Below are 15,043 nucleotides of genomic sequence, written 5' to 3'. Positions count from 1 at the left end.
ATTACTTTTTTGTTACTATTAAGTTAATTAAAAATTAGGAGGTTAATAGAATATGAAGAAAAGTTTGTTAAGTTTGGTTATTATAACCAGTTTGTTTTTTGTTTTTGGTTTTAGTCACTCGTCTAGTGCTGAAAAAGCCACCGGCAAGGAATATGAAGAAAAAAGCATTGAAGAGTCTTATCGTGACGCTGTAAAAGGTATAAGTGATATTGATACTAGCAAGTTTGATATATCTTCAGAAGTCTCAACTATTAGCGCAAATTCAACAAATTCATTGTCTGCCAACCCTTTAGATGTTGAAAAATATAGCACTGCACAAATCTTATCTGAAACTGTAAACACTCAGGGTGATAAAGAACAGTTAATAGCTGTAACCGTTTTTAACGATATAGGAGTAGAAGATGAAAGTGGAGAATCAGAAATCGGCATATTTGGTGATAAAGGAAATTCCACAGGAGATCTCTTTGCAAGAGCATATAGTAGAATTTATTACATTAGTTCAAGCAGTCGTGGTGTTAGTTACGCTAAACTAACAAGAGTCACTGGAGGATGGGAAGTTATGAATCCCTTAACAACTTTAGGGAACAAAACTGTTAGATACGGATCTTCAGGTTGGCCGAATGGTACACAAGCTGGTACTAAGTACCCATCTCTAAATAGTTATTCATATACTATGCCTTCGTCTTGGGGGAAAACTGCATTGACGGGCAGTTATGCTATAGGTACTACGTCAACAGTGACAGTTTATAGATCAGGTGCGTCTTACACTATAAAATTAAATAATAATTTATAAAAGATAGATGGGGCTGGGACATAACTAGCCTGGAGAAGTAAAAAAGGGTTCTAAGTCAAATGTTGGGGTGAGCTAACGCTCACTCCTTCTTTATGCGACTCGTCCATTTATATTTTTATATTGATGATGTAATAATACTCTCATTCGAAACCGATTAAAACGCCGATAACCAAAAGCGTTTCTTTTTATTACTTTCGTTTGGTTGTTAATCCCCTCCACATAGCCATTATGTAAGTTAAATGCAAAGCTATTCATAATCTCTTTTTGCCAGTTTTGGAAGGTTTCCATAGCCTTCTTAAATTCTTCAATTCCAGATGCTTTTACTAAGTTGTAAAACTCACCTTTGACTGCCGTTAAGTTAGAAGGCCCTAGGGCCTTTGCTTCTTCAAACCAAAGCCGATATGCTTCTTTTAATTGGTATGCTATTTGCAATGTATCCGACATTTTTAAGTAACGTTCCAGATACCAGCGTTGCTTCTCAGTTAAGGTTTCGTGCTTCTTATTAAATACGTGCTTCATTCGCTTACACTTTTTACGGTCGTAGTCGCTAAATTGCTTTTATTCTTTTCTCCTTACACGTTCAAGAGCCCAATAAATATGCCGGCAAAAATGAAAACGGTCAGCTACTACAATTGGTCTCCCTAATGCTTGGTCCACGGCTGCTTTAAATGAAGGGCTCATATCCATAACCACCATTTCTACTCTTTGCCCATGTTCTTTCAAGTAAGTCTCTACCGTTTCCTTTTTCCTATCCGGCAATATCTCCAGGGGTTTCCGATCCACCGGATCGGCAATAATGGTTTGGTATTTTTCTCCGTCTGAATCTCCCTTATATTCATCAATGGCGATTACAGAAGGCAACTCTTCTGTTTCCTTCAAAAAACTAGATCCCACTTCATCAAACCTACGCATTACAGTAGTTGAGGAAATGTTAAATCGAGAGGCAACAGATTTAAAGTTTTTTCCATGAATTAGCTCCAATGCAATAGCTTGCTTTAGTTCTTTAGACTGCCGTTGATAGCGTTCTACTAATGAGTTATTCTCATAAAACCGTTTTTCACAATTCGGTTGTTCACATTTATAGTGACGCTAACGGTAAAAAATAAGTGTTTCTCTTACAAACAGTTTTGAATGCTGGATCTTTTGCGTACGGTAATCATGCACCTTTTTTGTAAGCACATTACATACTGGACAACGATGGGGTTTAACATCTAGTTCCACATGGAGCTGAAAAACTCCACCATTTTCAACTGTTTTTTTAATACGAAAGGCTTCTAAACCTGGTAAAGACATGTTAAAATTCACTTACACGCAACTCCTTTTGTTTTTGTTTTGTGGGTAAAACAAGTCTAACAAAATTTGGAGTTTGCGTGTTTTTATTTAGCTGATTTTTCTCAGTACCCCAACATATATTTTAGAGCCTAAAAAAGAGATTCCAGTTATCAAAAATAGATAGCTGGAATCTTTTTCATTATCATAAATACATGAATTTTGTGTTATGGCGGTGTACTTTCTTAAGTTCACCGCCATAAAGGCAAATCCTAATTCATTTTCCACTTTCGAATTGCCTCTCACCGACATTCGAGTGAAACGCAAATTGGCCTTCAAAAATCCGAAAACAGGTTCTACATCTCTTTTTCGTTTACCATAGATTTTTCCTGTTTCTTCTTTTGAAAGCTGCTCTCTTATATATGCTTTTTGCTGTTTCATTGAGCATTGTAATAAATCTTTCGATTCCCTTTTGCTTTGGTACATTGGTCGCGTAATGGGCATCTAGAACAATGTTCACATTCATAAACATGAAAGGTTCGTTTGAACCCGGCCTTATCCTTTCTGTTTGATAGGTAATGAAAGGATACTTTCTTTCCATTTGGACAAGTAAAAAAGTCTCCGTCTGAATCGTAGTCCCAGTTGGTTACATGGAAAGGATTTGTTTTATATTTCTTTTTCTTTTCCATCCGATAGTAATTATAAGTAATCAGTGGCGTTCTTTTTCTATGAAGTACATTACTGTAATTTTGTTCACTACCGTAACCTGCGTCGGCGACAATATGCTCGGGCAATTGAAAGTACCTATCTTCAATACTATCGAGAAAAGGAATAAACGTGCGAGTATCCGTAGGATTTGGAAATACATCGTAGGCTAATGTGTATTGACCTTCGGTCGCAATTTGTACATTATAACCTGCTTTAAGTTGACCATTTTTCATATAGTCATCTTTCATTCGCATAAAAGTGGCATCATGATCTGTCTTAGAATAACTATTGCGATCGCCTAAGATTGCCATATCTTTTTGATATTTGTGTTTACGAGCTTCAAAATCTTGGAATTGTTTACGGTATTGCTTGGGTTCTTTTCGTTCGGAACGAAGTTGTTTGCGTTCTTTTGCTTCTTTGCTTTCTTCGATTGCTTTATCATATTTTTCTACTTTTTCATCTAGCTTTTTAACCACTTCACTGAGTTCTTCCTTTGAAAGTTCATCGGAACTTTCCCTTTCTATTTCAGGGATAATTTCTTTTTCCAGTAATTCTTCATACATTTGATTCGACTTCTCTATTGAATCGGTGCTGTATTTTTCAATGGATTTTTTCCATACAAAGGTAAACTTATTGGCATTTGCCTCTATTTTCGTACCATCAATAAAAATAGCCTCTTCTTCAATCGCCTTCTCTTCAACAAGTTGACAACGAAATAAGACAAAACACTGACGTAATAATTCTTTTACTTCGGAATGAACACGAAAACGATTAATGGTACGATAACTTGGTTCATAGCCTTGTGCTAACCACATCATACGTACACTGTCTTTGATTAATCCCTCTATTTTTCTGCCAGAAAAAACAGACTGTGTATAGGCACATAAGATAATCTTCATCATCATGCGTGGATGGTATGCAGGACAACCTGTTTCACGCAAAAATCCCACAAATGATTCCTCTGGGATATGTTCTACAATATGGTTAACCGCATAGGCGATATCATTTTCTTGTAATTTCATTTCAAAATCTAAAGGCAAAACGACTTGATTCATGGTATAATGTTTAAACATAAAGGATACCTCTTTTCTAAGTTTTTGTGTAGTTACTTTAACTTTATCAGAAGGTATCCTTTTTGCGTATATAAATATTGAAAAAAGTAAAAAAAGTGATACGCCCTAAATTGGCGTACCACTTTTTTAAATTACTGGGTTTTGTCCCAGACCCTTTATACATATAGTTAGTTATTTTTATGAAACCTAAGCAAAAATCATGTAATAATGAGGTTACATTTGCCATAAAAGTAAGAATAAATAGCACTCTTCGCTACATTGTTACCCTTTTGTCTCAGAACACAGTCAATCAGAGGTCTGTCACATTTTGAACAACGGTTTGTTTTAAAAGCCCCATAACAATTATCATGAGTTCGGCAGCATCTGTCTACCCCATTAATTGGTTTACCACCACCGGTTTGATAGCCACAACCTTTACCGCACCATTTGTATCCTCCCGGCAAACAAAAATCGAATAAACCTTTAGGTTGAATTTTTTCTGCTGCTGTTCCAGGTACATATGATGTTTGATCTGGCAATAACTTATCTTCCGCAATAGCATCCTGGACTTCTTTTTCTAGCTGATTGGTATACGGTGTTTCCTCAGTGATTACAACATCGTTATCAACAAATCCATATTCTTTAAATAATACTTCTCCATTTTCTTTTGCTACTTTGTCACCCAATACAACTTCAACTTTCTCCCCTTCATAGATGCCTTCTGTAACTACAATATTAAATTTATTTTCAATAAATAATTTTGTAGTATTAGCAATGAAGATTTCATTTCCAGTGCCAACAAAATCATAAGAGTAAGATTGAATTTTGAGATCATCATATGTCACGTTTAAGTCCTTAGAAAACTCATCAAAAAGGGATTTTACCTTCTCTTTATTTAACGTTTTTTCCTTGACTTGACTTAATTCCATACCACTTAGGTACTTACCATTTAAAAAATTCATATATACATCCTCCTTAATAATATTTCAGGATCAATCCTGTTATTATTTAAAGAGGTTTATCTTATAAAATATCAAAATTAAAATTATTTTTATAAAAGATTTTGAAACGGTTTTTTCTTATTATTCGTTTATAAGGAAAGAGGAGGGAATATGAATTCAATTGAAGAATTATTCAAGCTGTATGCAAACGATGTTTATAGGTTCCTTTTAACAATGACAAGGGATGAACACATGGCAGAGGACCTTCTTCAAGATACGTTTTACAAAGCCTTCATTAATATGGATGCTTACAAAGAAGGTAATACAAAGGCTTGGCTATTTACCATTGCTAAAAATAAGTTTATTGATGATTTCAGAAAGAATAAACGAATAATAGTAACACCCGAAGTTTTCAAAGAGGATAACTCCGTGTCCTTGGTGTTAGAAGATATTATTGTAACTAATGATATTGTTGACGATATTACGGAAATTATAAATAACCTTCCCCTAAATCAGAGAAAAGCAATCATTTTAAAAGATTTTAGAGATTTAACCTATGAGGAAGGGGCGCAGATTATGGGAATCAAAACTGCAACCTTTAAGACCCTTGTTCATCGTGGGAGAAAAACCATTAGATTGAAGTATAAGACCTGCGGTGATATGTCAAAAGAAAAATAATTAATTATTTGATTATCAAGGTACAATTTATCTAAAAAAAGCAACACTAAACTAATCCAGTAAATTCATGTAAAATACTAGGAGTTTGAAAAGGAATTTAGAAGCTATTTATGCTTCATGTATAAACGCTCCTTTCGGGCGTATAAATTTGGTTTTTACGTAGTAGCGCATCCACCAAACGCACAAATTTTCTTGCGGTTAAGACGAGGGTTCTTTTGTGTTGATGCTTCGGGACTTCTTGATACTTTTTCGTGTAATACTCTTGTATTCAGGAATCTGCCTTCTTACCGAGTTGGGGGCTTCAACTAGATAATATCAGAGATACTGATTTCCATTACTCGATAATGATGTATCATCTGCTGTGAAACGACCTGATTGGTGCTTACGCCAATAAAGGCCTGCATATGGCAATCTTCGTTTCGTCTCCGAAACGTTCAATTTGTCCAATTTCAGCAATAATGCCGGCGGCAAATACTGAACCAATGCCAGGCACAGTTTGTAGTGTTTGCGGTACGCCTTTCATGATTCGCTCAATTGATTTATCAAGTTCTTTGATCTGTTTTTCAAATGTACGAATCAACGTAATAGAAGTGCCAAGTATCGTATCAATGGAATCTTCAACTACTTTGTCAAACGGTAGGAAGAACGAACAGCCTGTTTAATAGATTTCGCAACATATTCTGGATCAGGGAATCTATTTTTGCCTTTAGTCCGTAGATAATTAGCTAAGTCCTCTAAGGACATGTTGGATAACTCGTCCAAACTATAGTTTTCAAGGAAAAGATCCATCATCGCTTTTCCAAATATCGAAGACTCTACTTCTTCACGGACAATATTATAACGGGAACGTGTCAATTGTTGAAGAGCAACGTATTGTTCACCTTTCACAACCGACATCGGCAAACGATCAAAACGTAAATAATCGTCAATGACAAATGCATCAATTTCGTCTGTCTTATTCATATCGCTATAGCTTTTCTTGAAATTGGCTATCTGTTTAGGATTCATGACCAGCACTTGTCCGCCAAGTGCACGAATGGATTCGTCATTGTGTAAAAACATAGATGGATGAAAGCTATAAACACTAGTCGATTCAAGACCGATACGTAATTCACTAACAGATTTACCTTGAACAACGTTCAAGATTTGATCTCTTAACAGGGTGGCACCAGGTAAATCATTGGAACAAAATCTTGGACGCTCTGGTATATCCCTAGTGTGAACGCCGATCAGCTTCCTTGTGTATGAGTACTATCCTTGCATCGATAGCAACCCTAAAGCTACTAACATTTAGGTTCGAACCTCAAGGTGTACAGCCTGCGTGTATGAAGGTCGAAGCGAACACTGGGAAACAGTCTTACAATGCGGTTAAGCCCGCAGGAGTGAAAAGAATTGTCTCAAATGATCCTAAGACCATTATCTAGGGACATCACGTAACGTCTAAGATATTTGATTTATTAAAGGTTAGCTAGTAAGGAAATAATGGGCGTAAAATAAACGCCTAAACATAATATACGAGGAGGGAGCTTCATGAACCGATTTAAAGATAAAGAGTTAACAGAAAAAAAACAGATGGATATTATTAAGGCATCTAAATTAAAAGCAAGGTGGAATACCATTCTAACGATTTTAACAATTATTTTAATTATTGTTCCGGCTACCTTTTTCTTGAGTGTTGCTTATTATAGTGTCAGCAGTAAGGCAAATAATGAAATTATTGCTGCGGAAACAATTTATTCATTAACAAGGCCGAATCTTCAAATTGGAGATATGGAAATGGAATCAGAAATCACACCATTTTTTGGATTACATCTATCTGCTCCATTATACAAACAAGTTGGGGGAGTAATATTCAATGCAGGCGATTATCATACAGAAATAACGCCCGGTAACAATCAAGATGTCACCGAGAAACTATTAATTAACGATATACCAATGTCTGCAATGGATCAGGAATACGTCTTTCAATATCCTAGTAATAATCCTTTACGGAATCATTTAACTCTAGGGTGGGAACAGCTGGAGAATGTATCAGAAGGAACTGTAAGTGAAGCGTACTTATCTTTAGATAAGGCTTATGCGTCGGAAGAAATTAAAGACTTGATAGCTGAATATGATATTGATTTAGTTTGGAATGCGGTAGACACTGGTGTAGAAAAAGAGATGGTAGATGAGGAGGGACGATTTGTTTCACCGATTGGCTATCCTGAAAATAATGAAGCACCGGCTAATTCTAATTTTGAATCTGAAGATAATCAAGAGCTTTTTATGGAACAGCTTCAATTTTTAGATCAACATGAAGCAATGGTAAATAGTATCCGACCAGATATATCTATGGCGGCACAGGAACGATTAAAATATTTAAAAGAAAATGATATAAGGATCTATGGGATTGTTGTAACAGGACCATCAAAGGAAATCTTAAAGATGGAACGACAAGAAGCATTTAAAGGTATCTATATCGGAGAAACAGAGAATTGGAATTGGAATAAGCGGGAGGGATATTAAATGATAACCAAAAATCGATTTTTCTATACAACGGGATATATATCAGTAGCAATGGGATTATTTAGTCTTTTGGTTATAAATATAAGTATATTGTACAATAACTTTTTCTTCTTATATTTTATACCGCAAGGGATAGGAATTCTAACGGGAATTGTAGGGAGTTTTGACAAGCAAAGCAAAGTCTACGGCCTATGGGGAATTGCTTTGAACGCCTCTACGTTATTGTATATATTAGTTGTTATGATTCTAGGAACAACAATTAACCCTCAGCCTTAATACCCTAGCTTGCTAAATATTTCAAGAGAGAAACGTACTTCTTAATGGAGTGCGTTTTTTTCTTGAAACATGATAAAAAATATTTTTCATTTTGATAATTTAAAAGCTGGCTCCTCTTTAGACAATAACAAGTAAATATTCATGGTGGTATAGCCAAGATGGAAAGGCGAAGGTCTGCAAAACCTTTATACATCGGTTCGATTCCGATTACCACCTTAAAACTATTAGCTCTTATTCAAAAAATGAATAAGAGTTTTTATATAGATAAAAAAACTTGCAAATGATAAAATAAGAACATACGTTCTTTTTTATAAATGATATACTTTTTTCTCTTTATTTAATAGGGGGTAATTATATGGACAAAACAGAATTGATAAAAAGATGCAAATCTAAAATGAATCAACCTATTGTTAATAATTTTTTGAAAGATAAAAAGAATTATGCTATTTTTCAGAAAGCACTAAATAATTCCCAAGATAAGGACAATGTAAAGAAACTAGATGATGCATTCCGAAATTATTATAAATCAGTAAAAGTTTTAAGCTATATATCGAAATTAATTTATTTTTATTCTATTGACTATGACAAAAAAATAAGTAGCTACAAAAATAAAGAAGTTTATGCTCCCGATACAGAATCAAATTCCAATGATCAGCAAGATGGTCAACAGCTATTGGAGGTTTATTTTTCCTCTCAAAAAGATTTAACATTTGCTGATTTTCAGCAACACCAAACTTTTTTGGACCAAATAGAGGATGAAGGCCTTTATCAAAGTCTTAAATCACTAAAAGAAATTCAGTTAAGGATTTTAGAACTAATTTATGTGCATGGACTAAATAATAAAGAGGTTGCATCTGCGTTAGATAAATCTGAACAAACAATTTCATATAACCATAAAACAGCGCTGAAAAAATTAAAAAGTCATATAAGTTAGATGATTTATTTTCACTAATTTTATAAGTACAGTGAAAGGAATGATACTTCATTATGGATAACCAGAGCTTATTGTCAGCTTTAGAGGAAGGAAACTTATTAAGAATTATTTCATTTTTTGAGCCATCAATTAGAAAAAACTTACGAAATACTCCCTATCAAGAAAGGTCGGATTTGGAACAAGAAATAACCATAAAGATTTTAGAAAAAATAGAAAAGCTACAATTGCTAGAGGTTCCTACATTTTTTGAGTTTATTGATTGTGGCGATGGATAAATATTTTTAGAGAGGAAGGTTTGCTGATGGAAAACGACTATGCTGCATTAATTAATATATTGGGTAATTTTGGTTTTCCTGTCATGATAACAATTTATTTATTTGTGCGATTTGAAAAGAAAATAGAAAACTTAGCTTCGGTTATTTCAGAACTGAAAAATGCAGTCAAAGAGCTAAAAAAGTGAGGGATAAGTAATGGATAATTCTAAATTATTTGAGTGCTATTGTAAATCTAGGGAGGTACAAGCCTCATTTACAAAATGTTTAGTCGAAAACGAACTTACACCTGAAGAGGAAAAAATGTTAGTTAATGCAATTACTGATCAACTAAAAATTTCTAATAATATAAAGCATTATATTTGTAACATTAAGTGAACATTACTTGTAAGGCGATACTCTAGAAATAAGCGAGCTTCTTAATATTAAGAAGCCCGCTTATTTCTGATGGGATATTATTTAACTAAAATATTTTCGGTAATTTTTATCTTTTGGCCAGCAAATATTTTATGCGGACTTTTAATGTTATTTAAATGTTGCAGCTGTTTTATTGTTGTACCATATTTAGCAGCAATCCCGCTAAGTGTGTCGCCATCTTTAATGGTGTAGGTATTTATATTATTGGTCGCTTGGGAAGGATCTTTGAGTATAAGATTTTGTCCCACTTGTATAATGTCTGGATTACGGATATCATTAAGATTTTGCAAGGATTTTATAGTAGTACCGGCTCTGTTTGCGATGCCAGATAAAGTGTCTCCCGGTGCAACTCTATATATGTTTCCAGATATTTTAGATGATTTATTACTTAGGCTCCCTTTCCCCCACTAACCAATACCGGGCTTATATGCCTCATTTTTATCAACTTTGATACCCTCGACTGTTACATTGTTTTGATATTGTCTTAAATGAACATGACTAGATATTATTCCATTTGACCAGGCATCCGTCTGCCAGTAGTAATCTATGAATCCTTTTAATGCTTCCATTACCGCATAGGATCCATAAGCTCCTACTTTAAAGTCTTTGTTGGTTGACTTTACACCTTCAAAGTAGGATTTGACATTATTTAGTTGTGATCTTCCATCCGCTGCATAATCGACAGCAAAATAAATAACACTACCTTTTGGCTGCCCTACATTGTTTGCCCATGTTGTTGCTTGCCTACCGTCTTTCTTCCCCTGATCTTTACTAAAATAAGAAGAATTATTCGCAGAAGTTTGATAGATAGAGCATAAATCTAATCCTGCTTTCTGAATGATCATTACTTCTGCTTTATCAAAAGACTTCCAGCTGTTACCTAGATAACGTAATGCAAAGTTAAACCCAGCGTTTTTTAACTTTACTGCACTGGCACTTGTTAGCTTTGTAGCACAATCAAAACCTTGTATCAAAAAACGTCCCCCCTATTTTTGTACTAAAAATAAAAAGAGCAGCTGTAGCTACTCTATATGTAAGTGTTCAATCAACTAACCATTATTTTTTTGATTTTTTCAGGATTGAACCCTTCAACTGTATGGGTTGATTTATTATCATTAATAATTACAAACGGAATTCCCTGAACCTCAAGCGTATCGAATTCTTTATTATTTTCCTCATTGTCTATATCTTTAAATTCGTACCCATAGTTATTCTCTTTTAGCCATTTTTTTAACTTAACACAATAAGAACACCATTCAGTTCCATACACAATTATATTTTTCAAATGCATTCTCTCCTTTCAATAACCATTTATTTATATAAAAGAGATAAAAAAAGAGGGAAAATCAAAAAATCGCATACTTTTTCTAAAAAAGTCAAATCTTTTCTGTTAATCGCCTCTTTTCATCTTAAATAATTTAGCAAAGAAACCTTTGCTTTCAACGGAAGCGTTATTTTCAATGCGTGCTTGCTGCATGTTTTTAATTTGATTTAAAAGGTGCTCGTCTCTTTTTTTAATTGAATTATCTATATACTGTTGTTGTTCATCCAGTTTCGTCAATAACGCTTTATTAAATTTCTGCTGCAGCAAACTTCCCTCCATACTTTTTAATTTTTGCAATATTTAGTTTTTTAATTCAGGATTAATGCACTCCATTTTTATTGGATCTTCGCCAGTCGCAAAATAAAATTCAACACCCGCTTATTTATCCACGTGGGTAAATTTTATAATTTTCTGTGATTTCTTAGACTATGACAAAGGAGCAATCACCTGGTTACTGACATAGCGCCTACTCGAATCACTTGGCATGAGCTAAAGGCAACACAGTGAAGTGTAAGCATTTTGATGTTGACTTATCGCAAGGATCCGTAGTCGCGGAAGATGGATGTCGCTAAACGGGCAACTCTGTTATGCGCAAATCAAAAAAGGGGACATAGACATCTGTCATCCTTTTTTTGATGATCATTCCTTTACTTCAATAATAAAGCTAGCCTCGGCTTCCTGTATACGTACTTCTACATTTCCTGATTCCGTAAATGTATAGGGGGAAAGCTCATATATACTTTGCACATCATGCGCTTCTGCCAAACCATTGATTACTTGGTCATTTAATTCGGTTATATTTGCCTCCCACGTTTCCGTTGCACCTGATGGATAGGTAAGCTCTACTACCGTGTTGCCCTCTAAATTCCAATCTTCCCATGTGACAAGATGAAGATTGGCTTCTTTATCTTTAGTTACAAGTCCATCACCATAATATCCGACATCACCAATTTCACCAAAAACTGTATGTTCATTCCCATTCACCTGTATATCTAAATAGGGTGGTTGATAGGTCACTTCATAATAAATTCCATAAGCGAGCGATACAACGCCTGCAACGGAAAGCCCAATCATTAACTTTTCAAATGTCCCTTTTTTAAAACCACTCATAAACTCCGAAAACGCTGCAAATTTAGCTATTGAAAATAAAACAATAACAACAGCAATTATACCAATTCCTAAGATAATATACATTTTCTCCCTCCCCATCCCTAATCTAATTTTATAAATTTCTGAATTAAAATGTCAACAGCATAAATAAACGAACGTATATTCTTGTTTTTGTGCGTAAACAAAGCTATACTTTTAACAGGTACAATTAAAACGAAACATAAGAGGAGTGACTAATCATGAACTATAAAAATGCACTTACACAGTATATAGATGCAACGAACTCACATGATTTCCAACAGGTTGAAAAGATGTTACATAAGGATGCACATTATTGGTTTACCGATAAAACCTGTGCTTCCATCCCTGAAATAAAAATGTATTTCGAGCACGCGTGGAGGACAATTGAGGATGAAATTTACCAAGCAAAAAACATTCAGTGGATCGCTGTCGATGAACATACAGCAACCTGTATCTACAACTACCATTATAAAGGGTACTATGAAGGGCGGCTTGTTTCAGGAAGCGGACGTGCAACGAATGTTTTTGTACAAACGGAGGATGGGAAGTGGAGGCTTATTCACGAGCATTTAAGTAGTTTGTGAGTTCATCACATAACGTTTAGCAAGAAAAATTCTACATAATAGTTAAACAATTAAGGACACAACCTTTGTATACGAGCAAGTTATCTTCATTTTTTATATAATGGAAAAGGGAAGGATAGGATCTAACTAAAACAGTCCATTCTAAAGATGCACAATAGCAAATATTCGTAGATTGTTGAAAAAAGAAGATCGCTTTTCCTGCGTGCGATGTACTGCTGTCGAAGCCTTCCTTATCCTGCGAGAGTACAAGATAAAAGGCTTCGAGCAGACACCGTAGTACGACATTTCACCAGCAAGAGGAGGGGCACCAGCCGAACGCGGAAGCACGTATATTTCTGGAGCGAATTAGTTGAACGAACGATCATTTTTAGTTGTTTCATTTTTTTCTTCGATTAGAACGCTTTTGCCCCCGCATATCTAGTACTTTTTCATTAGAATGCTGCTGTCCAGCCTGCATCTGCAGTAATGACCGTACCATTTATAAAGCTTGAATCTTCAGATGCTAAGAATAGAGCTACATTGGCAATTTCTTCAGGTTGTCCAGCACGTGGCATAACTGCCTGACCAGCTTTTGTACGACTTGCTCCAAGCTCGTTTACGTTTTTCATGGATACACCGATATTGGTTGCAACACCACCTGGAGCAATTGCATTACATCGAATACCTTTATCTGCATACATATAGCCAGTGTTCTTCGTAAAACCAATTACAGCGTGTTTGGAAGCAGTATATGTTGCACCAGCATGCGCCCCATTTAAACCGCCAGTTGACGCAGTATTAACAATAACGCCTTTTCCTTTTTCTAGAAAGATCGGTAGGGCTTTTCTTGTAGCACGCATTACCGCAGTTGTATTAATGGCAAAGATTCGCTCCCAATTCTCATCTTCGATTTCGCCTGCGGGCTCAAAGCCATCCATAATTCCTGCATTATTGACTAGAATATCTAGCGTCCCAAATTCTTGAACAGTTATATCAATTAATTGGTCGATTTCTTCACGTTCTGCTACGTTTGTCTTCATTGCTCTTGCTGTACCACCAGCTGATTCGATGGCAGAAGCTACCGCATCTGCACCTTCTAAATTAATATCCGAAACGATTACTTTAGCACCCTCTTTGGCATAGAGCTCAGCAATAGCTTTTCCCATACCTGAAGCAGCACCAGTAACAATTGCTACTTTGCCTGATAATTTCATTCATAATCTCTCCTTTATCTACATATAAAAAGGTCTTCCAACTAATGACAATATCATGTGACTGTATACTAGAAGCATAATGTACTATACTTAAGGTAGCAATATTCAGCATTAAAATCTGCGTTGCTTACACTTATGAAAGAAAAGGAATTACGACAAATCACCATCACGGATATTGTCAAAACAGCGGATTTAAATCGGGGAACATTTTATAAGCACTACCAAATACAAGAGGATCTACTCCATGAGCTAGTCGACGATGTCATATCTGATTTAACTAAATCTTACCGCGATCCATATGCTAATAAGGAAATATTTAGTCTCCATGACCTGACCCCTGCTAGTATTAAAATATTTGAACATGTGGCACGTTTTGCTGATTTCTATCAAACCATTATTTATCACGAACATGTATTACCAGGTTTTCAAAATAAATTATGTGATATTTTGAAAAAATTGCCAATGAACGACCTTGCACAGCTGCAAAAAGAGGACAGGGGAGACAATTCAATTGAAAAAGACTTACAGATAAGTTATCAAGCTTATGCGTTATTTGGAATGATTATGGAATGGGTAAAAGGTGGATTCAAATATTCCACTGACTACATGGCTGACCAATTAATTAAAATGCTGTCAAACAGACCTATTTCTATGCAATATCTTACACCTAAAGTAATGGAAGCATCGGAAACAACTTCATAAGTTAAAAAGAACGTCTCATAAGGTAGCTTATCGATACTAACTGGAATACACTCCTCTTCCTTGGCAATGATTCAGCTTGCGCATGAGAGAAAATTCACTGCCAGATTCGTGAAGTCGCCTCGTTACGGGGCGCTGGAGCTGGGCGTCTCAACACGCCATTTTTATCCACATGGGCTAATATAATACTTTCTTAGCTTTTTAACCTTATGAGACAGTTCTAACATTACGCTAGAATTGATGCTGTATCGCCATAAATATGCA

The 15,043-nt window shown here is 35.2% G+C and carries 16 protein-coding genes, 1 tRNA gene and 3 pseudogenes; 10 read left to right on the top strand and 10 right to left on the bottom strand.

The features are described from left to right. The first annotated feature begins 52 nt into the window (after window positions 1-52). Window positions 53-793: a hypothetical protein gene (locus RVS70_RS11700; protein WP_321133390.1), complete on the top strand. Its 741-nt coding sequence runs from the start codon at window positions 53-55 to the stop codon at window positions 791-793. Between the two features lie 90 nt (window positions 794-883). On the opposite strand, the pseudogene RVS70_RS11695 reads toward RVS70_RS11700, so the two are convergent. From RVS70_RS11695 to RVS70_RS11685, 3 genes and pseudogenes are all read right to left on the bottom strand, one after another. Continuing rightward, window positions 884-2,086, bottom strand: a pseudogene (locus tag RVS70_RS11695) (ISL3 family transposase). Between the two features lie 87 nt (window positions 2,087-2,173). Next, window positions 2,174-3,843, bottom strand: a pseudogene (locus RVS70_RS11690) (IS1182 family transposase). 197 nt (window positions 3,844-4,040) lie between these two features. Next, window positions 4,041-4,784 carry a hypothetical protein gene (locus RVS70_RS11685; protein WP_228089042.1) on the bottom strand — a complete coding sequence of 248 codons (744 nt, stop codon included), beginning with the start codon at window positions 4,782-4,784 and terminating at the stop codon, window positions 4,041-4,043. Window positions 4,785-4,934: 150 nt separating this feature from the next. On the opposite strand from RVS70_RS11685, the gene RVS70_RS11680 reads away from it, so the two are divergent. Beyond that, window positions 4,935-5,441, top strand: a complete 507-nt coding sequence (locus RVS70_RS11680) for an RNA polymerase sigma factor (RefSeq protein WP_228089041.1) — start codon at window positions 4,935-4,937, stop codon at window positions 5,439-5,441. Between the two features lie 115 nt (window positions 5,442-5,556). Here RVS70_RS11680 and RVS70_RS11675 read toward each other — a convergent pair. Next, window positions 5,557-6,626, bottom strand: a pseudogene (locus RVS70_RS11675) (IS110 family transposase); the annotation flags it as partial. Between the two features lie 345 nt (window positions 6,627-6,971). Between RVS70_RS11675 and RVS70_RS11670 the strand changes: the two are divergent. From RVS70_RS11670 to RVS70_RS11645, 6 genes are all read left to right on the top strand, one after another. Continuing rightward, window positions 6,972-7,949, top strand: a complete 978-nt coding sequence (locus RVS70_RS11670) for an anti-sigma factor C-terminal domain-containing protein (RefSeq protein ID WP_228089040.1) — start codon at window positions 6,972-6,974, stop codon at window positions 7,947-7,949. Continuing rightward, complete coding sequence (locus RVS70_RS11665) at window positions 7,950-8,225, top strand: hypothetical protein (RefSeq protein WP_228089039.1); 276 nt, start codon at window positions 7,950-7,952, stop codon at window positions 8,223-8,225. Between the two features lie 143 nt (window positions 8,226-8,368). Further along, window positions 8,369-8,441, top strand: a tRNA-Cys gene (locus RVS70_RS11660). Between the two features lie 139 nt (window positions 8,442-8,580). Continuing rightward, window positions 8,581-9,159, top strand: coding sequence for a sigma-70 family RNA polymerase sigma factor (locus RVS70_RS11655; protein WP_321133386.1), 579 nt, complete (start codon window positions 8,581-8,583; stop codon window positions 9,157-9,159). Window positions 9,160-9,212: 53 nt separating this feature from the next. Continuing rightward, window positions 9,213-9,434 (top strand): helix-turn-helix domain-containing protein, encoded by a 222-nt coding sequence (locus RVS70_RS11650; RefSeq protein ID WP_228089037.1) that lies wholly within the window; start codon window positions 9,213-9,215, stop codon window positions 9,432-9,434. Between the two features lie 26 nt (window positions 9,435-9,460). Further along, window positions 9,461-9,619: a YvrJ family protein gene (locus RVS70_RS11645; protein WP_228089036.1), complete on the top strand. Its 159-nt coding sequence runs from the start codon at window positions 9,461-9,463 to the stop codon at window positions 9,617-9,619. Between the two features lie 267 nt (window positions 9,620-9,886). Here the strand turns inward: RVS70_RS11645 and RVS70_RS11640 are convergent, their stop codons facing one another. The 5 genes from RVS70_RS11640 to RVS70_RS11620 form a co-directional block, all read right to left on the bottom strand. Then, window positions 9,887-10,096: a LysM peptidoglycan-binding domain-containing protein gene (locus RVS70_RS11640; RefSeq protein WP_414617175.1), complete on the bottom strand. Its 210-nt coding sequence runs from the start codon at window positions 10,094-10,096 to the stop codon at window positions 9,887-9,889. Between the two features lie 159 nt (window positions 10,097-10,255). After that, window positions 10,256-10,822 (bottom strand): glycoside hydrolase domain-containing protein, encoded by a 567-nt coding sequence (locus tag RVS70_RS11635; RefSeq protein ID WP_228089035.1) that lies wholly within the window; start codon window positions 10,820-10,822, stop codon window positions 10,256-10,258. A 71-nt stretch (window positions 10,823-10,893) separates the two neighbouring features. After that, window positions 10,894-11,133 carry a glutaredoxin family protein gene (locus RVS70_RS11630; RefSeq protein WP_228089034.1) on the bottom strand — a complete coding sequence of 80 codons (240 nt, stop codon included), beginning with the start codon at window positions 11,131-11,133 and terminating at the stop codon, window positions 10,894-10,896. Between the two features lie 105 nt (window positions 11,134-11,238). Beyond that, window positions 11,239-11,439, bottom strand: coding sequence for a hypothetical protein (locus tag RVS70_RS11625; RefSeq protein ID WP_228089033.1), 201 nt, complete (start codon window positions 11,437-11,439; stop codon window positions 11,239-11,241). 372 nt (window positions 11,440-11,811) lie between these two features. Beyond that, the gene (locus RVS70_RS11620; RefSeq protein ID WP_051388470.1) at window positions 11,812-12,366 is read right to left on the bottom strand and encodes a hypothetical protein; all 555 of its coding nucleotides are present in this window, start codon (window positions 12,364-12,366) and stop codon (window positions 11,812-11,814) included. A gap of 155 nt (window positions 12,367-12,521) precedes the next feature. Here RVS70_RS11620 and RVS70_RS11615 point away from each other — a divergent pair, with 155 nt between their 5' ends. Next, window positions 12,522-12,887, top strand: a complete 366-nt coding sequence (locus RVS70_RS11615) for a YybH family protein (RefSeq protein ID WP_026683042.1) — start codon at window positions 12,522-12,524, stop codon at window positions 12,885-12,887. Window positions 12,888-13,318: 431 nt separating this feature from the next. On the opposite strand, the gene RVS70_RS11610 is transcribed toward RVS70_RS11615, so the two are convergent. Continuing rightward, window positions 13,319-14,080, bottom strand: a complete 762-nt coding sequence (locus RVS70_RS11610; protein ID WP_321133385.1) for an SDR family oxidoreductase — start codon at window positions 14,078-14,080, stop codon at window positions 13,319-13,321. A 135-nt stretch (window positions 14,081-14,215) separates the two neighbouring features. Here RVS70_RS11610 and RVS70_RS11605 point away from each other — a divergent pair, with 135 nt between their 5' ends. Further along, on the top strand, window positions 14,216-14,782 hold the full coding sequence (locus RVS70_RS11605) for a TetR-like C-terminal domain-containing protein (RefSeq protein ID WP_321133384.1): 567 nt from the start codon (window positions 14,216-14,218) through the stop codon (window positions 14,780-14,782). Window positions 14,783-15,043: the final 261 nt, after the last annotated feature.

The organism is Virgibacillus sp. M23 (assembly GCF_034190895.1).
Lineage (GTDB): Bacteria > Bacillota > Bacilli > Bacillales > Amphibacillaceae > Virgibacillus > Virgibacillus salarius.
The sequence above is the reverse complement of the archived record's forward strand: the minus strand, read 5'-3'. Positions and strand labels throughout refer to the sequence as shown.